The 20,818-nt window shown below is 66.5% G+C and carries 25 protein-coding genes and 1 other RNA gene; 18 read left to right on the plus strand and 8 right to left on the minus strand.

All coding sequences use genetic code 11. The features are described 5' to 3' along the window. The first annotated feature begins 243 nt into the window (after window positions 1-243). Together ACN2C7_RS14265 and ilvN are read left to right on the plus strand one after the other, a co-directional pair. Window positions 244-2,049 (plus strand): acetolactate synthase 3 large subunit, encoded by a 1,806-nt coding sequence (locus ACN2C7_RS14265; protein ID WP_419317632.1) that lies wholly within the window; start codon window positions 244-246, stop codon window positions 2,047-2,049. Window positions 2,050-2,093: 44 nt separating this feature from the next. Next, window positions 2,094-2,648 carry an acetolactate synthase small subunit gene (gene ilvN / locus ACN2C7_RS14270; protein WP_419317633.1) on the plus strand — a complete coding sequence of 185 codons (555 nt, stop codon included), beginning with the start codon at window positions 2,094-2,096 and terminating at the stop codon, window positions 2,646-2,648. 100 nt (window positions 2,649-2,748) lie between these two features. On the opposite strand, the gene ACN2C7_RS14275 is transcribed toward ilvN, so the two are convergent. Beyond that, entirely contained in the window at window positions 2,749-3,411 is a 663-nt protein-coding gene (locus ACN2C7_RS14275) for an aquaporin (RefSeq protein WP_419317634.1), read from the minus strand. Between the two features lie 135 nt (window positions 3,412-3,546). Here ACN2C7_RS14275 and ssrA point away from each other — a divergent pair. The 6 genes from ssrA (at window position 3,547) to ACN2C7_RS14305 (ending at window position 8,550) form a co-directional block, all read left to right on the plus strand. After that, window positions 3,547-3,912: a transfer-messenger RNA gene (gene ssrA / locus ACN2C7_RS14280) on the plus strand. Window positions 3,913-4,134: 222 nt separating this feature from the next. Continuing rightward, window positions 4,135-4,617, plus strand: coding sequence for an SspB family protein (locus tag ACN2C7_RS14285; RefSeq protein WP_419317635.1), 483 nt, complete (start codon window positions 4,135-4,137; stop codon window positions 4,615-4,617). A 3-nt stretch (window positions 4,618-4,620) separates the two neighbouring features. Next, window positions 4,621-5,091, plus strand: a complete 471-nt coding sequence (locus ACN2C7_RS14290; protein WP_419317636.1) for a PaaI family thioesterase — start codon at window positions 4,621-4,623, stop codon at window positions 5,089-5,091. Window positions 5,092-5,100: 9 nt separating this feature from the next. Continuing rightward, window positions 5,101-5,871 (plus strand): C13 family peptidase, encoded by a 771-nt coding sequence (locus tag ACN2C7_RS14295; protein WP_419317637.1) that lies wholly within the window; start codon window positions 5,101-5,103, stop codon window positions 5,869-5,871. Window positions 5,872-5,973: 102 nt separating this feature from the next. Then, window positions 5,974-8,097, plus strand: a complete 2,124-nt coding sequence (locus ACN2C7_RS14300; protein ID WP_419317638.1) for a serine hydrolase domain-containing protein — start codon at window positions 5,974-5,976, stop codon at window positions 8,095-8,097. A gap of 66 nt (window positions 8,098-8,163) precedes the next feature. Beyond that, window positions 8,164-8,550, plus strand: coding sequence for a hypothetical protein (locus tag ACN2C7_RS14305; RefSeq protein ID WP_419317639.1), 387 nt, complete (start codon window positions 8,164-8,166; stop codon window positions 8,548-8,550). On the opposite strand, the gene ACN2C7_RS14310 is transcribed toward ACN2C7_RS14305, so the two are convergent. Continuing rightward, on the minus strand, window positions 8,518-8,904 hold the full coding sequence (locus ACN2C7_RS14310; protein ID WP_419317640.1) for a RusA family crossover junction endodeoxyribonuclease: 387 nt from the start codon (window positions 8,902-8,904) through the stop codon (window positions 8,518-8,520). The two genes, ACN2C7_RS14305 and ACN2C7_RS14310, sit on opposite strands and share 33 nt — an antisense overlap. A gap of 84 nt (window positions 8,905-8,988) precedes the next feature. Between ACN2C7_RS14310 and fumC the strand changes: the two genes are divergently transcribed. The 5 genes from fumC (at window position 8,989) to ACN2C7_RS14335 (ending at window position 12,466) form a co-directional block, all read left to right on the plus strand. Beyond that, a complete protein-coding gene (fumC, locus tag ACN2C7_RS14315; RefSeq protein ID WP_419317641.1) occupies window positions 8,989-10,380 on the plus strand; it encodes a class II fumarate hydratase in 1,392 nt (463 codons plus the stop codon). Beyond that, window positions 10,380-11,066 carry a phytanoyl-CoA dioxygenase family protein gene (locus ACN2C7_RS14320; RefSeq protein ID WP_419317642.1) on the plus strand — a complete coding sequence of 229 codons (687 nt, stop codon included), beginning with the start codon at window positions 10,380-10,382 and terminating at the stop codon, window positions 11,064-11,066. The genes fumC and ACN2C7_RS14320 overlap by 1 nt, the downstream gene beginning before the upstream one ends. 62 nt (window positions 11,067-11,128) lie before the next feature. Then, window positions 11,129-11,899, plus strand: coding sequence for an AAA family ATPase (locus ACN2C7_RS14325; protein ID WP_419317643.1), 771 nt, complete (start codon window positions 11,129-11,131; stop codon window positions 11,897-11,899). Between the two features lie 14 nt (window positions 11,900-11,913). After that, entirely contained in the window at window positions 11,914-12,156 is a 243-nt protein-coding gene (locus tag ACN2C7_RS14330) for a type II toxin-antitoxin system CcdA family antitoxin (protein ID WP_419317644.1), read from the plus strand. A gap of 49 nt (window positions 12,157-12,205) precedes the next feature. Continuing rightward, entirely contained in the window at window positions 12,206-12,466 is a 261-nt protein-coding gene (locus ACN2C7_RS14335; protein ID WP_419317645.1) for a CcdB family protein, read from the plus strand. A gap of 3 nt (window positions 12,467-12,469) precedes the next feature. Here the strand turns inward: ACN2C7_RS14335 and ACN2C7_RS14340 are convergent, their stop codons facing one another. After that, the gene (locus tag ACN2C7_RS14340) at window positions 12,470-12,874 is read right to left on the minus strand and encodes a YccF domain-containing protein (protein WP_419317646.1); all 405 of its coding nucleotides are present in this window, start codon (window positions 12,872-12,874) and stop codon (window positions 12,470-12,472) included. 197 nt (window positions 12,875-13,071) lie between these two features. Between ACN2C7_RS14340 and ACN2C7_RS14345 the strand changes: the two genes are divergently transcribed. Then, window positions 13,072-13,920, plus strand: a complete 849-nt coding sequence (locus tag ACN2C7_RS14345; protein WP_419317647.1) for an FkbM family methyltransferase — start codon at window positions 13,072-13,074, stop codon at window positions 13,918-13,920. Here the strand turns inward: ACN2C7_RS14345 and ACN2C7_RS14350 are convergent. Continuing rightward, window positions 13,913-14,503 carry a hypothetical protein gene (locus tag ACN2C7_RS14350; protein WP_419317648.1) on the minus strand — a complete coding sequence of 197 codons (591 nt, stop codon included), beginning with the start codon at window positions 14,501-14,503 and terminating at the stop codon, window positions 13,913-13,915. The genes ACN2C7_RS14345 and ACN2C7_RS14350 overlap by 8 nt on opposite strands. Continuing rightward, window positions 14,503-15,513, minus strand: coding sequence for a polyprenyl synthetase family protein (locus tag ACN2C7_RS14355; protein ID WP_419317649.1), 1,011 nt, complete (start codon window positions 15,511-15,513; stop codon window positions 14,503-14,505). The genes ACN2C7_RS14350 and ACN2C7_RS14355 overlap by 1 nt, the downstream gene beginning before the upstream one ends. Before the next feature lie 227 nt (window positions 15,514-15,740). On the opposite strand from ACN2C7_RS14355, the gene ACN2C7_RS14360 reads away from it, so the two are divergent. After that, window positions 15,741-16,400, plus strand: coding sequence for a tRNA1(Val) (adenine(37)-N6)-methyltransferase (locus tag ACN2C7_RS14360; protein WP_419321478.1), 660 nt, complete (start codon window positions 15,741-15,743; stop codon window positions 16,398-16,400). 136 nt (window positions 16,401-16,536) lie between these two features. Here the strand turns inward: ACN2C7_RS14360 and ACN2C7_RS14365 are convergent, their stop codons facing one another. Further along, window positions 16,537-17,100: a nucleoside 2-deoxyribosyltransferase gene (locus ACN2C7_RS14365; RefSeq protein ID WP_419317650.1), complete on the minus strand. Its 564-nt coding sequence runs from the start codon at window positions 17,098-17,100 to the stop codon at window positions 16,537-16,539. Between the two features lie 53 nt (window positions 17,101-17,153). On the opposite strand from ACN2C7_RS14365, the gene ACN2C7_RS14370 reads away from it, so the two are divergent. Then, window positions 17,154-17,951, plus strand: a complete 798-nt coding sequence (locus ACN2C7_RS14370) for a CAP domain-containing protein (protein ID WP_419317651.1) — start codon at window positions 17,154-17,156, stop codon at window positions 17,949-17,951. A 111-nt stretch (window positions 17,952-18,062) separates the two neighbouring features. On the opposite strand, the gene ACN2C7_RS14375 is transcribed toward ACN2C7_RS14370, so the two are convergent. Both ACN2C7_RS14375 and ilvC read right to left on the minus strand, forming a co-directional pair. After that, a complete protein-coding gene (locus ACN2C7_RS14375; protein WP_419317652.1) occupies window positions 18,063-18,644 on the minus strand; it encodes a YceI family protein in 582 nt (193 codons plus the stop codon). Between the two features lie 136 nt (window positions 18,645-18,780). After that, entirely contained in the window at window positions 18,781-19,800 is a 1,020-nt protein-coding gene (gene ilvC, locus ACN2C7_RS14380; RefSeq protein ID WP_419317653.1) for a ketol-acid reductoisomerase, read from the minus strand. Window positions 19,801-20,109: 309 nt separating this feature from the next. Here ilvC and ACN2C7_RS14385 point away from each other — a divergent pair, with 309 nt between their 5' ends. Both ACN2C7_RS14385 and ACN2C7_RS14390 read left to right on the plus strand, forming a co-directional pair. Continuing rightward, window positions 20,110-20,361 carry a type II toxin-antitoxin system Phd/YefM family antitoxin gene (locus tag ACN2C7_RS14385; protein ID WP_419317654.1) on the plus strand — a complete coding sequence of 84 codons (252 nt, stop codon included), beginning with the start codon at window positions 20,110-20,112 and terminating at the stop codon, window positions 20,359-20,361. Next, entirely contained in the window at window positions 20,358-20,789 is a 432-nt protein-coding gene (locus ACN2C7_RS14390) for a type II toxin-antitoxin system VapC family toxin (protein WP_419317655.1), read from the plus strand. The genes ACN2C7_RS14385 and ACN2C7_RS14390 overlap by 4 nt, the downstream gene beginning before the upstream one ends. Window positions 20,790-20,818: the final 29 nt, after the last annotated feature.

Genomic DNA, 20,818 nt, shown 5'->3' on the forward strand with positions numbered 1-20,818 from the left:
ATTGGGACAATAAGGCACATCCATGCCTTCAAACCCGCCTTGACGCCCCCTTTCGCGCATGGCATCACCCTTTCCGTAGCTTTGGAGCAAGACTCGTGCGCAAAACCATGATCGTACTTATGGAGCGGCTGTCCGCGATGTGACCTTGAAGTCACGTCGTAGTTCAGTCGCGCGCGCAAAGGTCCTTCGGGACCTTTTTTCTTTTCAGCCTCCCCCTTCCCGCACCCCCTACGGACCACCGCCATGACCGCCCACCAGACCATCGAGAGCCAGGCTCCCAGCGAAACCATCGACCGCGCCATGACCGGCGCCGAGATCGTGGTTCGCGGCCTCGTGGACCAGGGCGTCGAAGTGCTGTTCGGCTATCCGGGCGGCGCCGTGCTGCCGATCTATGACGCGCTGTTCCACGAGCCGCGCCTGCAGCACATCCTGGTTCGCCATGAACAGGGCGCGACCCATGCCGCCGAAGGCTATGCGCGCAGCTCGGGCAAGCCGGGCGTGGTCCTGGTCACCTCGGGCCCGGGCGCGACCAACGCCATCACCGGCATCATGGACGCCCTGATGGACTCCATCCCGATGATCGTCATCACCGGCCAGGTGCCCACCCACCTGATCGGCACCGACGCCTTCCAGGAAGCCGACACGGTCGGCATGACCCGCTCGTGCACCAAGCACAACTATCTGGTCAAAGACGTCCGCGACCTGCCGCAGATCATCCATGAGGCCTTCAAGATCGCCACCACCGGCCGTCCCGGCCCGGTGCTGATCGACATCCCCAAGGACGTCCAGTTCGCCAAGGGCGAATATTACGGCCCGACCGAAGTGCGCTCGACCCACGCCTACAGCCCCAAGACCAAGGGCGAAGCGGGCCGTATCGCCGAAGCCGCAAAACTGATCGCCCAGGCCCGCCGGCCGATCTTCTACACCGGCGGCGGCGTCATCAACGCCGGCCCCAGGGCCAGCGCGCTGCTGCGCGAGTTTCAGGCCCTGACCGGCGCGCCGGTCACCTCGACCCTGATGGGCCTGGGCGCCTTCCCGGCCGCCGATCCGGCCTGGCTGGGCATGCTGGGCATGCACGGCACCTTCGAAGCCAACAACGCCATGCACGATTGCGACGTGATGATCTGCGTCGGCGCCCGCTTCGACGACCGCGTCACGGGCCGGCTGGACGCCTTCTCGCCGGGCAGCAAGAAGATCCACATCGATATCGACCCATCGTCGATCAACAAGAACGTCCGCGTCGACCTGCCGATCATCGGTGACGCCGCCAGCATCCTGGAAGACCTGATCGCGGCGTGGAAGGCGGCTGGCCACCAGCCCAACAAGCCTGCGCTGGGCGACTGGTGGGCCCAGATCGATGCGTGGCGCGCTCGCCAGTGCCTGAAGTATCGCGGCTCGGAAACCACCATCAAGCCGCAGTACGCCATCGAGCGCCTCTACGAGCTGACCAAGGGCCGCGACACCTACATCACCACCGAGGTCGGCCAGCACCAGATGTGGGCCGCGCAGTTCTATCGCTTCGAGGAGCCCAATCGCTGGATGACCTCCGGCGGCCTGGGCACCATGGGCTATGGCCTGCCCGCCGCCGTCGGCGTGCAGATGGCTCACCCCGGTGCCCTGGTCATCGACATCGCCGGCGAAGCCTCGATCCAGATGTGCATCCAGGAACTGTCGACGGCGATCCAGTTCAACCTGCCGGTCAAGATCTTCATCATCAACAACGAGTGGATGGGCATGGTCCGCCAGTGGCAGCAGCTGCTGCACGGCGAGCGCTACAGCCACTCCTATTCCGACAGCCTGCCCGACTTCGTGAAACTGGCCGAGGCCTATGGCGCGGTCGGCATCCGCTGCAGCGACCCGGCCGAGCTGGACGAAAAGATCCTGGAGATGATCAACAGCGACAAGGTCGTGGTCTTCGACTGCCGCGTCGAGAAGCACGAGAACTGTCTGCCGATGATCCCCTCGGGCAAGGCCCACAACGAGATGATCATGGGCGACGTCGAGGACATCGGCAACGTCATCGGCGAGGCTGGGGCGGGGCTGGTTTAGGCCGCCCCTCGCCCTTCGGTTCCTCTTTGCTTAGAAACGATCCCATGCCCAACGCTCCCGCCGCCTCCGGATCCGCTTACGACATGCCCACTGCAGCCCAGGCCGAGCAGACGGCGACCTTCGCCCTGCTGGTCGACAACGAACCGGGCGTGCTGCACCGCGTGGTCGGGCTGTTCGCCGCGCGCGGCTACAATATCGAAAGCCTGACGGTCGCCGAGACCGATCACAAGGCCCACACCAGCCGCATCACCGTGGTCACCCGCGGCACGCGCCACACCCTGGACCAGATCGAAGCCCAGCTTCACAAGGTGGTCAATGTCCGCCGCGTCCACGACGTGACCCGCGATCCCAATGGCGTTGAGCGCGAGCTGGCCCTGGTCAAGGTGCGCGGCTCGGGCGCCGACCGGGTCGAGGCCCTGCGCATCGCCGACATCTTCCGCGCCAAGCCGGTGGACACCACCCTGGAGAGCTTCGTGTTCGAAATTTCGGGCGCCCCGTCCAAGATCGACAAGTTCCTGGACCTGATGCGCCCGCTCGGCCTGGTGGAACTTTCCCGCACCGGGGTGCTGTCGATCGAGCGCGGCTTCGAAGGGATGTAGTGGAGTGCGGCGATAAGCCTACCGGTATGAACGCGGGTCTGGCCCTCGATGCGGCTGTGGGACGAGGCGCCGGCGGCGATCCCGCTGACGCCCCAGCCGGTCACCCCACCTTCAGGACGTTGAAGCGGTAGAGCAACGCGCCCAACACCGCCCCGATCGCCGGGGCCACGAAGAACAGCCACAGCTGAGCCAGAGCCTGGCCGCCGACCAGCACTGCCGGTCCAAAGCTACGAGCCGGATTGACCGACACGCCCGTGATCTGAATGCCGACGATGTGGATCACTGCCAGGGCGATGCCGATGCCCAGGCCGGCGAAGCCCGGCGCGGCGTTAGCGCCCGTCGCGCCCAGGATGACGATCACGAAGATGGCGGTCATCACCACCTCGAAGATGAAGGCCGCCTGCAGCGAATATTCGCCCAGATAGCCCGGACCCCAGCCGTTCTGGCCCAGCCCCTTGGCGACACCGCCGGCGATGCAGTACAGGACGGCGGCGCCCGCCACCCCGCCCGCGAACTGGGCGACCCAGTAGCGCAGCATCTCCACCAGGCTCATGCGGCCGGCGACGAAGACCGCCAGGCTGACGGCCGGATTGACGTGGCAACCCGACACCGGACCGATGCCATAGGCCAGGGCGATGATCGCGAAACCGAAGGCCAGGGCGATACCCAGCTGACCGACATGGTCTCCACCCAGTACAGCCGCGCCGCATCCGAATAGAACCAGGGTGAAAGTACCGATGAACTCGGCAACAATTTTTGACATTTCGACTCCTCCCATATCATTGTGCTGAACAGGACCATGCAGGATTTCATCGTCTATTGGAATGCCAGCCATTTTACCTTGGATGCGGGGACCACGCCCGCAACCGGCTCGGCATGGGCGAAGAACAACCCGACGAGCCTTCCATCCCGGGCGCGAACCCCCTATATTGGGGTTGTCCGGTCTCGGCCGGACTATGGGGATAAACGCGCACGTAATAAGCGGACTGGACCCGGGTGCGATTCCCGGCGGCTCCACCAATCTCTCCCGAGTTATCACGGGACTGCATGGGGCCGATCAGCATCGACAGACGTGTAAAGGTGTAATGCTTTCTCTCGGCGTGGCTCACCGTATCGGGCCGCTAAACTAACTGCGAACGATAACTTCGCTGAAGAGTTCGCTATCGCCGCGTAATGCGGTGCTAGTGAATTCGCGCCTTAAGTCCTAGGGGTTCAGATCCTTAGGCGGGGCCCGGAGGGAGCCTGCCAACAGAATCCCTCCACTTTCAAAAGTGGTAGCCGAGGCTCCCTCCTCTCTTTGCGAGGGAATGCGGGAGCCTGCCAACAGAATCCCCCCACTTTCCAGACGTGGAGGCGCGACAGAACCGCGCGACTTAACCATCCTTGAAATTTGTGGTCCCTGAGAGGGTTCCCGCACCTTTGCCGCGAGGGCGTGACGCGCTAGGCTGAGACTCTTTATCAGTTCCCCAGTTTCTTGACGGACCGCATGGCCCCCACCAACCCGCCTGAAGACCTTATGCAATACGAGGCCATGGCCCAGGACGCCCTGCGCGGCGTCGTGAAGGCGGCCCTGCGCAAGGCGGCCGCCCCCGGGGGTCTGCCCGAACCGCACCACCTCTACATCACGTTCAAGACCCAGGCGGCCGGCGTGTCGGGTCCGCAGGACCTGCTGGGCAAGTATCCTGACGAGATGACCATCATCCTGCAGCACCAGTACTGGGACCTGGCGCCGGGCGAGACCTTCTTCTCGGTCACCCTGAAGTTCGGCGGTCAGCCCAAGCGCCTGTCGGTGCCCTATGCGGCCGTGACCCGCTTCTACGATCCGTCGGTGCAGTTCGCCCTGCAGTTCGAGGCCCCCGAGGTGGTTCCGCCGGAACCCACCGTCGAGCCGGAGCCGGAAGCGCCCACCGAAGGCGGCGGCGATGACGCGCCCAAGATCATCTCCCTCGACCAGTTCCGGAAGAAGTAGCGGGTGAGCGACGTCGCGGCGGACGAACCCCAGGTTCTGACCGACGAGGCGATCCTCGAGCGCTTCCGCGCGTCCAAGAACGCGCCCTCGGGCTCGCGCACCCTGGGCTTCCAGCTGCTGGCCGTGCGCCAGGCCGACCGAGAGGTCGAGGTGGGGTTCGAAGCCCGCGCCGACCTGTTGTGCAACCCGATGGGCCAGATCCAGGGCGGCTATGTCTGCGCCATGCTGGACGAGTGCATGTCGGTGGCCGGCATGATCAGCTCGGGCATGACCCATGTGGTGCCGACGCTGGAGATGAAGACCAGCTTCCTGCGTCCCGCCCTCCCTGGCGCTCTGCGCGGGGTGGGGCGCGTGGTCAAGTGGGGCAAGACCGTCTGTTTCACCGAGGGCGAGCTCTATGACGGCGAAGGCCGGCTGCTGGCCAAGGCGTCCGGCACGGCCATCCCGACACCGTTCGCCCGGTTCAAGAAATAGGGGCGGGCGATGCGGAACGTAGCGGGCATTGTTGTCGGCGTTCTCCTTCTCAGCCTGACGTCGTTCGCCCGGGCCGAGGCCCCGTTCTACCGCTGGTCGGCCGTGGTTGTGGCCGGCGACTGGCGCGCCCATTCCGGCGGCACCACCGAGGCTTTCGACAATGCCCGGCGGGATGTCGCCCTGACGCTCACCGACCTCGGCTTTGATCCCGCTGCGGTGCGGCAGTTCTCGACGCGCCCCCACCGCTATCCCGCCATCGCACCGGGCCCTTCGGACGCGCGCTCGATCCACGCCAGCCTCAAGCAGAGCGCTCAGAGCGCCAGGGCCGGCTGCCTGTTCTACATCAGCTCGCACGGCAGCCCCGACGGCGCCCTGCTGGGCGATGGTATCCTGCCGCCGCAGCTTTTGGCGGCCATGATCGAGGACGCCTGCCCCCAGCGCCCCAGCGTCGTGGTGATCTCGGCCTGCTTCTCGGGCGTGTTCATTCCGGCGCTGAAGAAGCCCGACCGCATGATCCTGACCGCCGCCCGCCGCGACCGCGCCTCGTTCGGTTGCGGCGAGAGTGACAAGTATCCGTTCTTTGACGACTGCTTTCTGTCGTCCGCGCGCCAGGCCAGGGACTTCGTCGCCCTGGGTTCAGCGGTGAAGACCTGCGTGGCGCGCAAGGAGGTCGAGGTCGGGGCCGAGCCCGCTTCCGAGCCCCAGGTCTGGATCGGCCCGGCCCTGCGCCCGTTCCTGCCGCTCTATGCGTTCGCAAGGGCCAAACCGGCGGCGCCGTGAGAGCGTCCCCAGCAATAGACGCCAATAGAGCACGCCGCCCTTTGAACGCGGTGCGAGGCGCCCTAGAAGTCAGCTGAAGTCATTCAGCCTGAGGGGTCGGCCTTGACGTCGCGCTTTTCGTCCAGAGCCGCTCTCATCGCGGTCATGATCGGTTTCCTGGCGTCGGCGAGTTTCGCCCAGGCCCAGGATGTTGCACCGGCGCCGCCGTCCGAACCCGCCGCGACCTTGGCCGTCGAGGGCCCCAGGCCCTATGCCAGCCAGCAACGCCGCGCCCGGCCGCGCCCCGTTTCGCCCCGGCGGGCCGAAGCCGCGCCGGTGATCGCACCGTCCGCGCCCATCGCTCGGCCCGTCGCCGGCGTCACCCCCCTGCCGGCGGCCGAACTTGAGGCCTTTGTGGACGGCCTGATCCGCCGCAGCATGATCGAGGACCATATCGCCGGCGTGACCATCGCCGTCGTCCAGAACGGCCAGGTCGTGCTGAAGAAGGGCTATGGCGTCGCCAGCCTCAAGGAACGCCGCGCCGTCGATCCCGACAAGACCCTGTTCCGCATCGCCTCGATCTCCAAGACGTTCACCTGGATCGCCCTGATGAACGAGATCGAGGCCGGTCGCATGCGGCTGGACGGCCCGGTCAATCTCTACCTGCCCGAACCGCTGCAGGTGCGTGGCAAGGACAAGGCCCCGGTTCTGCTTCGCCACCTGATGACCCACACGCCCGGGTTCGAGGATCGCGCCCTGGGGCAGCTGTTCGAGCAGGACTGGAAACGCGTGCGGCCCCTGAACGAGTATCTGCGCCAGGAGCGCCCGCGTCGTGTGCGAGAGCCGGGCGCCCTGCCGGCCTATTCCAACTATGGCGTGGCCCTGGCCGGCGCGGCCGTGGCCAATGTCACCGGCAAGCCCTTCGAGCAACTGGTGGCCGAAGAGATCATCTTCCCGGCCGGCATGACCCACACCACCTTCCGTGACGCCCGCCCGTGGCGCGACGACCTGCCCGCGCCGATGACCGCGGCCCTGGCCGCCGAGCGCTCGGCGGGCTTCCGCTGGACCCAACTGGGCTGGCGAGAGCAGCCGCCGGAATTGACCGGCCAGGTCGCCCCCGCCGGCGGCGGCTCGTCAACCGCAGCGGACATGAGCCGCTATATGATGCTGCTGCTGGGCAACGGAACGCTCGACGGCAAGACCATCTATTCCCCGCGCACCGCCCAGACCTTCCGCACACTCATGTACCAGCCCGCTCCGGAAGCGGCCGGCTGGAATGCTGGGTTTCAGGACATCGCCTTGCCCGGCGGCCGGCGCGGCTATGGTCACAACGGGGCGACCCTGTGGTTCTTCTCCAACATGGTCGTGGTCCCTGACCTTGGCCTGGGCGTGTTCATCGCCGTGAACACGGATACGGGCGCCGAGCTGCCGTCAGTCGTGCCGACCGCGATCATCGAGCGATTCTACGCGCCGCCGCCCGCCGTGCCGACCCTGCGCCCCCTCAGCCCGGACGCGGCCCGGATCTATGAAGGCGACTATCTGGGCACACGTCGCGCCTATGGCGGACTTGAAGGCTTCATCGGCCGCATCACTCAGCGGGCCGAAGTGCGGGTCACCCCCGACGGACAGCTCGCCGTGCTCAGCGACGGCCGCTCAACGCTGTGGAACGCCACCGAAAAGCCTGGCGTGTTCCAGGCCAGCGACAGCGCCAAGACCCTCGTCTTCGAAACTGTCGGTGGGCGCGGGAGCCGGTTCTACCCGTCTCCCGGCTTCTCGGCCTTTGAGCGGATCACCTTTCCCATGGGCGCGGGTTTGCTGATCTGGATCGTCGCGCTCTCGGCGTTCGCCGCCATCGCCACCCTGGCGGGCGTGTTCATGCGCGACCGTCGCGAGACTCGCCAGACCCCGACCCAGACCCGGGCCAACCTGCTCCAGACCACCCAGGCAACCCTGTGGCTGATCGCCCTGAGTTGCGTGGGGGTGTTCGCCGCCAATTCGGGCGACATCGCCTGGGTGTTCTATGGCTGGCCCAGCGGCTGGCTGGTGACCGCCTCAGCGTGTACGCTGGTCGCCAGTGTCCTGACCGTCGTCACCCTGGTCATGGCCCCCGTGGTCTGGCGCGGCGGACGCCGGGTCGATAGCTGGACCACCCTGCGCAAACTGGCCTTCACCTACACAGCCCTGCTCTATGCGGTGCTCGGCGTACTGCTGATGCTCTGGAACTTCCTGCTGCCTGTGAAGGGCTGATTCCGGGTCTGAACCGGCGCTGAAATTGCACCGTTCTCCCACAGCACAGCCTTGGGAGGGGAAGACGTGTCAAAGCAGGACGGTTTGGTGTTTGGCGGCGCGGGCCTGGGGGCCTGGCTGGCGGCGACGGCGTTCTACGCCGCATTCGGCGCGGGGGTTCTAGAGAGCGCCTTCTGGTTCTATGCGATCAACGCCTTCGCGGCGGCGGCCTTCGTGACCTTCGTGTTCCATGCCGCAGCGCGCCTGCGTCACATCAAGCGCGGCAAGCGCATGCTGCCGATGCTGACCTTCGCCGCGCCGGGCCTGATGGCCAGCGCCGTGGTGATCGGCCAGTTCGAGGCGCTGATGCCTGCCGCCGACCCGGTCAGCCTGGGCCGCTACGGCGCCTTCCTGATGGTGCTGTTCACGGCCCTGGCCGCTTCAGCCTTCGAGCGTGCGCCGCAAAAGGCCTGACGCGCGCTTGCGCACCAGGATGATGATCCGTTCGCGATCCCCCGGCCGGCGCTCGACCAGCAGCCGGCCGACCTGGGCGTCGTCGTGGAAGGCGTAGCCCTTGATCGAATCCAGCAGGGCCTTGGCCAGGTTGTCCAGATCCATCCACGGCGGCTCGCCGACATATTCCATGAAGATGTCGACCTCGAACTCGCCCCAGGCAGGCCGCGCGCCGCGCCAGACCTTGCGGAAGAACTCGTAGATCAGCGGCTTGTAGTACTTGCCCTGGGTGGTGAGGCCATCGACCTCAAGGGTCAGTTCGCCGTCCGCCTCGCGGGCGCGCACCTTGCCGTGTTGGGTCCAACCTTCATTCATCCGCGCCTCATAAGGCCTTCCGGCTTTGCAGTCTCCCTCGCCATTGGCTAAACCCGCGCCAACAGAACGCGAGGGATCCGCTCCATGACCGCCACCCGCATCGAGACCGACACCTTCGGCCCCATCGAAGTCACTGCTGACCGCTACTGGGGCGCTCAAGCCCAGCGCAGCCTCGGCAACTTCAAGATCGGCTGGGAAAAGCAGCCCCTGCCGATCGTGCGGGCGCTCGGGATCGTCAAGCGCGCCGCCGCAGAGGCCAATCTGGCCCTGGGCAAGCTGGATCCGAAGATCGCCGAGACCATCGTCGCCGCCGCCAATGAAGTGATCGACGGCAAGCTGAACGATCACTTCCCGCTGGTGGTCTGGCAGACCGGGTCGGGCACCCAGTCGAACATGAACGCCAATGAGGTGATCTCCAACCGCGCCATCGAGATGCTGGGCGGCGAGATGGGCAGCAAGAAGCCCGTCCACCCCAACGACCACGTCAATATGAGCCAGTCGTCGAACGACACCTTCCCGACGGCCATGCACATCGCCTGCGCCGAACAGGTGGTCCACGACCTGCTGCCGGCCCTCAAGCACCTCCATCAGGCTCTCGCCGCCAAGGCCGCCGCGTGGAAGGACATCATCAAGATCGGCCGCACCCACACCCAGGACGCCACGCCCCTGACGCTTGGCCAGGAGTTCGGCGGCTACGCCCAGCAGATCGAGAACGGCATCGCCCGTATCGAGATGACCCTGCCGATGCTGATGCAACTGGCCCAGGGCGGCACCGCCGTCGGCACCGGCCTGAACGCCCCCGTCGGCTTTGCCGAACTGGTGGCCGAAAAGATCGCCGGCGTCACGGGCCTGGCCTTCACCACCGCCCCCAACAAGTTCGAGGCCCTGGCCGCCCACGACGCCATGGTCTTCACCCACGGCGCCATCAACACGGTGGCCGCAAGCCTGTTCAAGATCGCCAACGACATCCGCTTCCTCGGCAGCGGCCCCCGCGCGGGCCTGGGCGAACTGGCCCTGCCGGAGAACGAGCCCGGCTCGTCGATCATGCCGGGCAAGGTCAATCCGACCCAGTCCGAAGCCCTGACCCAGGTCTGCGCCCAGGTGTTCGGCAACCACTCGACCCTGACCTTCGCCGGCAGCCAGGGCCATTTCGAGCTGAACGTCTTCAACCCGGTGATGGCCTACAACTTCCTGCAGTCGGTGCGCCTGGTCGCCGACGCCGCGATCAGCTTCACCGACAACTGCGTGGTCGGCATCGAGCCACGCGTCGACAACATCCGGAAAGGTGTCGAGAACAGCCTGATGCTGGTCACCGCCCTGAACGGCAAGCTGGGCTACGACGCCTGCGCCAAGATCGCCAAGACCGCGCACAAGAACGGCACCACCCTGCGCGAGGAAGCCGTCGGCGGCGGCTATCTGACGAACGAAGAATTCGATCAGTATGTGCGTCCGGAGAACATGATCTCGCCGGGCTGATGAACACGCTCGATTTCCAGCGCGACGGGGCGGCTCTGTTCAGGGCCGTCCTGTCACCCGCTGATCTCGAAGACCTGCGCGCTCTGGCCGACGCCCTTGTCGGCGCCCGGCCGGGGGCAAGGCTCAGCGATGCCAAAGGGCTTGCAGAAAAGCTTGCCGCGACAGGTGTAGTCGGAGCCCTGGCCGCCGAACTGACCTCGCCGGACACACGCCCTGTGAGGGCTGTGATGTTCGACAAATCGCCCGCCGCCAACTGGGCCGTCGCCTGGCATCAGGATCGCGTGATCCCCGTGCGTGAACGGTGCGACGTCGCGGGATTTGGTCCCTGGACGACCAAGGACGGACTGACGCATGTCGCGCCGCCTTTCGACCTGCTGGCGCGCATGGTCACCCTGCGCATCCATCTGGATGCCGTGGACTCAGGCAATGCGCCGCTTCGCATCGCGCTGGGGTCTCACCGTCTGGGATTGGTAAAGGCCGACGAGGTCGCCATTTCGGCACAGAATCTTAGGACCGAGATATGCCTCGCCCAAGCCGGCGACGTCTGGGCCTACTCCACACCGATACTTCACGCCTCTGACCGCGCCGAACCGGCTCGGCGCAGGCGCGTGCTGCAGGTCGACTATGCAGATTTTGAACTGCCCGGCGGTCTGAAATGGCTGGGTCTGAACGCGCAGGAGTTGTGAGGCTTCAAATTACGCCGATGAGGTGCTAAAGCGTTTTTTCGGAACACACCAAGAACACTCGCATGACCGCGCTCGACCGCCCCTACTGGATCGAAGCCCTGATCCAGCGCCGTGAGGGCTGGAATCCTGAAGCCTACCCTTTCAACCTGCCTGTGCTGCGCGGTCTGGAGAGCATCGCCTTTCATCCGCGCGTCACCTTCCTGGTCGGCGAGAACGGCTCGGGAAAATCGACCCTGATCGAGGCTTTGGCGGTGGCCTGGGGCTTCAACGCCGAGGGCGGGTCGCGGAACTTCAACTTCAGCAGCCGCGCGTCGCACTCCGACCTGCACAGCCACATCCGCCCCGTGCGATCGATCATTCGTCCGCACGACGGCTACTTCCTGCGCGCCGAGAGCTTCTTCAACGTCCAGACCGAGATTGAAGCGCTCGACCGGGAGCCACACCCAGGCGGAGCCTTCATCGCCAGCGCCTATGGCGCCCGCCCCCTGCACGAACAATCCCACGGCGAGGCCTTCTTCGCCCTGTTCGACAACCGTTTTCGTGGCGATGGCCTCTATATCCTCGACGAGCCCGAAGCCGCCCTATCACCCAGCCGGCAGCTGTCGTTCCTGGCCAAGCTGCATCAACTGGTGCTGGCCCGTTCGCAGCTGATCATCGCCACCCACTCACCGATCATCCTCGGCTATCCCGACGCCTGGATCTACGAGACCTCCGAACGCGGCCTTGAGCGCGTGGAATATGAAGACCTCGACCACGTTACGGTGACCCGCAGCTTCCTCAACCGCCGCCAGACCTTCCTGGACGTGCTGCTGTCGGAGGATGAAGAGGAATGATAATCTCCCGTCCCATGGACGCCCCAGAACGCGATGACGGCATCGACCCCGAACTGTTGGCTCAAGCCCAGCGGCTGGGGATTTCCATCACGGGCCTCAGTGAAACCCAGCTTCGCCTGCACCTGCAGAAGGTCGATCCCGCCGGCGCCGAGGACCGCGCCCGGCGCTGGGCGGCGGAGAATGCTGAAGCGATCAAAGAGCACAATGAGCGCATTGCTCAGCGCGGCTTGATCTCAGACCACTTCAGACGGTGGTAGGTTGCGGCAGTTCGACGCCTACCTGAATCCCTCGCCGGAGAGCCGTAAGGTGGCGCCCTTCCTGGTGGTGCTGTCCTCGCATCATCTGCATGAGCTCGATGAGGTCGTGGTCGCGCCCGCCGTGAACGACGCCAAGCGCCAGGTCAGCGGTCTGGAGATCGGGGTCGAAATAGACGGGCAACCGCTGATGCTGGTTGTCAGCGAGCCCTTCAGCCTGACCGCAAGCTTGCTGCGAAGCAGGGCGACCAATCTGCTGACCCACGAAGACGAAATCCGCCGCGCCCTCGACCGGCTGTTCACCAGCTTCTGACGCCTACCGCCGAACCTCCACCACCTCGCGGCCGATCGGGGCCAGGGCGATGATCGCCAGCTGGAAGTCCTTGATGGCGAAGGGGATGCCGACAATGGTCACGGCCTCAGCGGCGGCGATCATCAGGTGGCTGAGCGCGATGTACCAGCCGCCCAGGATGAACCAGATCACATTCAGCACGAAGCCCAGAGGCCCTGTGCCCAGGTCGCCCCGGCCGCTGACGATCTCGCGGCTGACGATCTCCTTGCCGAACGGCCAGAAGGCGAAACCGGCGATGCGCCAGGCCGCGCCCGTATAGGGCAGGCCGACGATGGTGATGGCCAGCAGGGCGCCGCCCAGCAGCCACAGCAGGCCGGAAAGCCAGCCGCCGAGGACGAACCAGAGGATGTTGAGGATCAGTCGGATCACGAAGACGGCTCCCAGCCCATAAACCCAGACCCTAGAGGTGGGGCGTATCGCGAGACTTGTCGAGAACAAGGCGCGCGCGTTACGGCGAATTCACCCCCTCCCCCAAACGAGGGGACTGTGGCCAAGGGGTCAAAATCGGATAGGTACCTGCAAGCACAGGGCGCCGGGGCAGACCCGCGCCGCCGACGAGGACGATCATGGGCCTGTTCCGCAAGAAGCGTCGACCGATCGAACTGCCGGCCGGCGTGGCCCCGACCCTGATGGAAGTGAAGTTCCGCGGCTGTACGTTCTGGATGCCGGAGCACTGGGTGATCACCCGCCAGCTGGACGACGGCAAGGACTACGAGCCCTGGGTGCTCGACTACTTCCTCAAGATCCTCAAGCCCGGCATGACGGTGCTGGACGTCGGGGCCAGCTGGGGCGCCTTCGCGCTTCCCGCAGCCAAGGCGGTGGGGAGCACGGGCAAGGTCATCGCCATCGAGATGAGCGCCGGCAACGGCCGCGTGCTGCTGGAAAGCGCCAAAGCCAGCGGCGTCGCCAACATGCAGCTGCTGCTGGTGGGCGTCTCCGACCGCCTTGGCACCGAATATCTGCGTCGCCAGACCGTGCACAACAACTTCCAGATGGAGCCGCCCATCGACGGCATTCCCGAAAATCTGGACGCCTTCGACATCGCCCCCGTCGTGCCGCTGGACCTGCTGCGCGCCGACTTCGGCAAGGTCGATGTGCTGAAGATCGACATCGAAGGGATGGAGTATCGCGCCTTCATGGGCGCCAGGGCCCTGATGGCCGAGCAGAAGCCCATCACCTTCCTGGAATACTCACCGCGCTTCCAGAGCGAGATCTCGGGCGCCGATGGCGCGGCCCTGCTGACCTTCTTCCTGGACCTCGGCTATGGCGTCGAGATCCTGCACCGCAAGAAGAAGCGCGAACGGGTGGCCGGTGGTGACGCCGCCCAGGTCATCGCCAAGGTCGACGCGGCCTGGACCCGGCATGTCGAGGACGACAGGGGCACACACCTGGACCTCTGCCTGACGGCTATTTGATCAGCTGCCAACCGCGGACCCAGCGGCCCTTGGTGATCTGGCCCAGGGCCAGCAGATAGATGCCCGCATAGATCACCGTGCCCAGGCCCAGCAGCGCCCAGGTCCACGGACCGGGCATGTGCAGGGTCGGGGCGGTCGTCACCCAGTCATGGCGGGGCGAGGTCAGTTCCAACCAGAGCCCGCCAACCCAGGCGGCGGCGAACAGGGCCACGATCGGATAGCGCAGGATCGGACTGCGCTGGACCAGCAGCCAGGTCTGGACCAAGGCCACGACCAGACCGGCCGCCAGGCCTGCCAGCCAGGGCCACCAGGGCCCGGGAACCAGACGCGCGGCCCGCAGGGCGGCCCAGCCGGGCGCCCACAGCACCGGGCCCAGCATCAGCACGATCAGGAGGCAGCCGACCAGCACGCCTACCCCGCCGCCGATCACCTTGCCGGCCGCCTCGCCGGCCTCCTGGGCCCGCACATTGGGGTCGCCGCTCGGATTGGCGGCCGAAGTGGCGATGATGGTGTCCAGACGCGGCAGGCGCTCGCCAGGGGCGGCGCGGGGCAGTCCGAGATGGAGAGGCTTCCGCCGGGCCATCAGGCTCTCCGGCTGACCGCGAAGTCGGCGAGGCTTTCCAGCGCCGTGCGCCACTCATTGGCCGGGAACATCGCCAGGGCCGACTTGGCCTTGTCGGCATAGTCGGCGGCCAGGTCCAGGGTCGCGTCCAGGGCGCCGGAGCCGATGATCAGTTCGCGGGCGCGGCGGAAGTCGGCTTCGGTCTGTTCGCGACGGCCGATGGCCCGCTCCCAGAACTCGGCTTCGCGCGGGCCCGAACGGGCGATGGCCAGCAGCAGCGGCAAGGTGGCCTTGCCTTCGCGGAAGTCGTCGCCGGCGTTCTTGCCGAGGGTTTCGGTCGCGCCGCCATAGTCGAGGGCGTCGTCGGCGAGCTGGAACGCCAGGCCCAGGTTCAGGCCATAGGCGCGCAGGGCGTCGGAACGGGCCTTGTCGACCCCGGCCGACACCGCGCCGGCCTCGGAAGCGGCGGCGAACAGTTCGGCGGTCTTGGCGGCGATGATGTCGAGATAGATGGTCTGCGAGAGATTGAGGTCGTGGCTGCGCATCAATTGCAGCACTTCGCCCTCGGCGATCACCCGGCTGGCGCGGGCCAGGATCTCCAGCGCCTTCATCGAGTTGGTCTCGACCATCAGTTCAAAGGCGCGAGCAAACAGAAAGTCGCCCACCAGCACGCTTTGGGCTGCGCCCCAGATCAGATGGGCCGCGACCTTGCCGCGCCGCAGGTGGCTGCCGTCCACCACGTCATCATGCAGCAGGGTGGCGGTATGGATGAACTCGACCGAAGCGGCCAGCTTCAGGCAGGCGTCGTTGTCCGAGCCGGCCAGACGCGCGGCGGCCACGGTCAGCAGCGGGCGCAGGCGCTTGCCGCCGGCGGCGATCAGATGCTCGGCCAGCGCCGGGATCAGAGGCACATCGCTCTGCATGCGTTCGGTGATCAGGCGGTCGACCCCGCCCATGTCGGCGGACGCCAGACGCACCAGTCGATCCACCGATCCCGGCTCTCGGGCGAGGGTCGCTGCAACTGCGTCCAAGACTATACTCTCCTTGACCGACACACCTTTGACCCTTGTCGAGGGGCGATCGGGCTCACATCCGTCCCCAGCAGGATCAGCCGTTGCGAGGGACAATGGTGGCGGGATAGGTCAGGGTCAAGGCAAGCACAAGGCTTGATGCGTTGGACGACACTCAGCTGACCGAAGATAGCGTGCTGAACGGCCGTGTTCGCCTCCGCCAGAAGGTCGGCGGATACCGAGCGGGCATGGATGCGGCGCTGCTGGCGGCCGCCTGCGACGCTCATTCCAGCGACCGGGTGCTTGAGGCCGGCTGCGGCGTCGGCGGGGCGCTGCTGGCAGCTGCGACTCGCCGGCCGGGCGCCCGATTCCATGGCGTGGAGCGCGATCCGGACGCCGCCGGCCTGGCGCGAGACAATGTGGCGCTCAACGATCTGGCCGATCGGGTCGAGATCAGCACCGGCGACATCGAAGCCGGCTTTCGCGCCCTGGGCCTGCCGGTCTTCGACGCGGTGATCAGCAATCCGCCGTTTTTCGACGACCCCGGCGCGCTGCGAGCCCCCTCCCCGGCCAAGACCGGAGCCTGGATGGCCGACGGCGGGCTGGCGGCCTGGACGGGTTTCCTGCTCAAGGCCGTGCGCGAGGGCGGCAGCATCACCCTTATCCACCGCGCCGACCGTCTGGCCGACATCCTGGCCCTGCTGGCGCCCAAGGCGGGCTCGTTCAGGATCCGCCCGATCCAGCCCTTCGCCGACGCTCCGGCCAAGCGGGTCATCGTCCGGGCGATCAAGACCGGCAAGGCGCCGCTGGTGCTTTTGCCGGCGCTGGTGCTGCACGAGCGGGATGGTGGACAGCACTCGGCGGCGGCGGAGGCGATTCTGCGCGGGGAAGCGGATCTGGGGTGGTGACTTGGAGCAGGTCCTCCCCCTGAAGGGGGAGGCGGCCGGAGGCCGGTGGGGGAAGACCGCATTGATTTAGCCGGACTTCCCCCTCCGTCGGCTTCGCCGACACCTCCCCCGCTAGGGGGAGGACTTTTAGCCCGCCCTACTCCGCATAGAGCCTCAACGCCTCGAGACACAGCTCCAGCCCGGTCAGATCATGCAGCGGATCGCTGGTGACGATCACGAACAACCGGCGCGCCTCGGCCCACAGCATCACCGTCTCGGGCAGGCCATAGTCCTCGACCACGCAGCCGTCGCCATCGCGCCAGACGCCGGCCTCGTCGCGCTGGGCGCCGACGAACGATTCGACCCGGTCGACATATTCGGCCTGGGATTCGTCGGGCACGTTCAGATAGGCGAAGATCGGCCGCCCCAGCCCCGCCAGAACGCCGGTCTCGAACGCCGCGCCGGGATCAGCCGAAGGTCCGCGCCAGGGGGTCAGATTCACCACCCCGGCGTCGGCCTGACGCAATCGCGCCATGCGGGCGGCGTAGAGTTCGCGCGCTTCAAGCTCGGAGCCGTTCTCCGCGCTCTGGGGCGCGGGATCGGGAGTCAGGCCCGTAAAGCCGGCGTCGATGCAATGGGCCCGCTGGTGCGCCGCGTGGGCGGCGGAATCGGGGAGCCAGACATCGGGGCCGGCCAGCCATATGGAACGCACGGGACGCATGGGTCTTAGAGCTTGGTCCCGGGGGTTCCTGTCAATCACTGTTAAGGGCCGCGATGCCGCAAATCCTTCGAAGAACCCTGCTGACCGCGCCCCTCGTCCTCGCCGCCGGCTTGGCCCACGCGGCGCCGATCGCGCGATGGCAGGCCTATGACCGCAGGCTGCGCCAGGGCCTGTCCGACGCGGCGGGCGGCGACTTCGACGACGGGTTCGAAGACACCCTGCTGGACCTCAACAATCTCATCCGCGAGCGCCAGGGCGTGGCCGGACTTCGGCCCGACCGGGGTCTGATTCTGGCCGCACGCGCCCACGCCGCCGACATGGCGGTCAGCGGTGTCTTCGACCACTTCACCTCCGACGGCTTCAGCGCCGCAGGGCGGGTCGGCCTGCTGGCCCGCGACCTGGTCGGCGCGCCGGGCGAGAACATCGCCATGCGCCGCAACGCCGCCGGGCCCGTCACGCCCGACCAGATCATGAACCAGTGGCGAAACAGCCCCGGCCACCGGGCCAATCTGGTGGCCGCAGGCTTCACCCATGTGGGCTATGGCGTCCTGCGCCAGGGGCCGCGCGTGATCGCGGTGGGCGCCTATGCCGAGGTCAGCGCCCGGTTGGCGCGCCCGGCGCCGCTGCGCGTCCGCTCATCCGACGAGATCGCCGCCGCCCTGTCGGGCGCCACCCCGGCCATCGGTCAGTTCTCGGTCTCGGAGCCCGGCGGCGACGTCCTGACCACGACCTCTGTCGCGGGGCGCCCGCCGTCGGTCCTGCCGCCCGGGGCATGGCAGCTGCGCCCGCACCTGTCGTCAGGCGAGCACCGCTACCAGGTGGCCTGGGGGCCGGTGTTCTTTCTGGGGTAGCTCCACTGTCATCCCGGCCGTAGCGCAGCGCCGAGCCGGGACCGCGACAGACGCCCGCGTCTCCGGCGTTCCCGGCTCGGCGCGCTTCGCGCTGGGCCGGGATGACAGCCTCTATTGAGCGATCGCCAAGGCCTCGATGCGGATGGCGACGCTGTCGCCGATCGCGCCAGCCCCCGTGGCGCTGCCGAAGGCCTTGCGGCTGATCGCGCCGGTGATGGTGAAACCGGCCTGCTTCTTCTGATTGTTGGGCGCCGTGCCGATCTTGTTGAGCTTGACCTCGAGGGTGGCCGGCTGGGTCACGCCCATGATGGTCATGTCGCCCGTCACCTTGGCGGTGTCGGGCCCGGTCTTTTCCACCTTGGTCGACTTGAAGGTCATGGTCGGGAAGGCCGGAGCGTTCAGCCAGCGCGCGGCCTTGAGGTGCTCGTCACGGGTGGCGTGACCGGACTGCAGGCTGCCAACCTGGATGGTGGCCTCGACCCGCGACTTTTCCGGCGCGGCCTCGTCCAGCCAGATCGTGCCCTCCGCCCCGCCGAAGAGGCCGATCACCGAGTTGAAGCCAAAGCGATCGATGATGAACATCGTCTCGGTGTGGGAAGAATCCAGCTTGTAGGCCACTTCGGCGGCCAGGCTCGGCGTGGCGGCAAAGCCTACGGCGGCGCAAACGGTCAGGGCGGCAAACAGGCGTTTCATCGATGATCCTCCCAGTCCCTCAAGCGGGACGAGACGCACTTTCCGGTCGTCGCCACAGGACCGCAACCTCGAAATGAAAAAGCCCCCGGCCGGGGGCGGCCGAGGGCTCTGACAACGATCCTTGGAGAGGGACCGGCTAGTTCTTGGCTTGGTCCACCAGCTTGTTCTTGGCGATCCACGGCATCATACCGCGCAGGCGCGCGCCGACTTCTTCGATCTGATGCTCGCCCGCGCGGCGGCGGGTGGCCTTGAACGAAGGTTGGCCGACCTGGTTTTCCAGCATGAAATCGCGAACGAACTTGCCCGACTGGATGTCTTCCAGAACCCGCTTCATCTCGGCCTTGGTCTCGGCGGTGACGATGCGCGGGCCGGTGACGTATTCGCCGTACTCGGCCGTGTTGCTGATCGAGTAGTTCATGTTGGCGATGCCGCCTTCATAGATCAGGTCGACGATCAGCTTCAGCTCGTGCAGGCACTCGAAATAGGCCATTTCCGGCGCGTAGCCGGCTTCGACCAGCACTTCGAAGCCGCAGCGGATCAGTTCCACCGTGCCGCCGCACAGGACGGCCTGCTCGCCGAACAGGTCGGTTTCGCACTCTTCGCGGAAGTTGGTCTCGATGATGCCCGAGCGACCGCCACCGATGGCCGAGGCATAGGCCAGGCCCAGGTCGTGGGCGTTGCCGGTGGCGTTGTGGTGCACCGCGATCAGGCAGGGCACGCCGCCGCCCTTTTGATACTCGCCGCGCACGGTGTGGCCGGGACCCTTGGGGGCGACCATCAGGACGTCGATGGTGTCCTTGGGCTCGATCAGGCCGAAGTGCACGTTCAGGCCGTGGGCGAACAGCAGGGCCGCGCCGTCGCGGATGTTGGGGGCGATCTCTTCGTTGTAGATCGCGCGCTGATGCTCATCCGGGGCCAGGATCATGATCAGGTCGGCCCAGGCGGCGGCCTCGGCGACAGTCATGACCTTCAGGCCTTCGCCTTCGGCCTTCTTGGCGGTGGGCGAGCCGGCGCGCAGGGCGACGGCGACGTTCTTGGCGCCCGAATCCCGGAGGTTGAGAGCGTGCGCGTGACCTTGCGAACCATAGCCTACGATCGCGATCTTCTTGTCGAGAATGCGGGCGAGGTCGGCGTCGCGATCATAATAGACGCGCATGATTTATTCTCCAGACTGGTCAATCAGGGCCGCCTCGCGCAACGGCGAAGCGACAAAGGCCGGGCGTTTGAGCGTTTTTTTGCCGTTTCGTCAAGGCGACGACGACAGAACGTTGTGACGCAAATGCCTCTGCTATGAGGTTTTAGCCGGTTGGGCGTTGTTTGCCCATGATGAGGATTTCCAGAGACGCGCGGATGAAGGTCAAGAGCCGCGTCACGCGCCCGATGGGACCACGCCGCACGGCGGTTGAGCGCGCGCCTTGCGACCTGCAGCATTGTGACTATAATTATGGTCATTCTTGGAGGTCCTATGAGCACCTACAGCGTAGCCGATGCCAAGAGTGGCCTTCCGCGACTGATCGACCGCGCCCTTGAAGGGGAAGAGGTGATCATCTCGCGGCATGGAAAGCCCGTCGCCGAATTGCGCCCCGTGGCCCCCGCATCGCGCGGAACACCATCGGCGACCTATGCCTGGCTGCAAGCGCGCCGTCAGGCCCGCAAGCCCGTCGGCTTGAGCTCGGTGGAACTGCTCAACCAACTCTATGAGGACCCGGACGCTTGAGCGTCTATCTCGACGCCAGCGTCATACTGCCGACCTTGATTCAGGGGGCCGCCAGCGCGGTCGTCGATGCGTTCATCGGTAGCCTTGAGGATGACCTGATCATCAGCGAGTTCGCCGCCGCCGAAGTCGCCTCGGCCTTGTCACGGCTCGTGCGAACCGGCCTGCTGGATCAGGATGACGCCAGTCGTCGGCTAAGCGACTTTGACGCCTGGCGCGCCGCCAGCGCTCATGATCTGGACCTTCAGGCCTCCGATGTGCGTCTGGCCAATGTCTTCGTCCGGCGCTTCGACCTGATGCTTCGGGCGCCCGACGCGCTGCACGCCGCCGCCTGCCGCCGGGAGGATCATCTGCTGGTGACCCTGGACAAACGCCTGGCGCTCGCGGCGCTGGAACTGGGCGTCAGAACACAGTTGCTGGCCGTCGGCTAAGGTTGCGACCAGACTTCTGGGCAAGGTCC

It is taken from the genome of Caulobacter sp. ErkDOM-E (assembly GCF_048541895.1).
Taxonomy (GTDB): domain Bacteria; phylum Pseudomonadota; class Alphaproteobacteria; order Caulobacterales; family Caulobacteraceae; genus Caulobacter.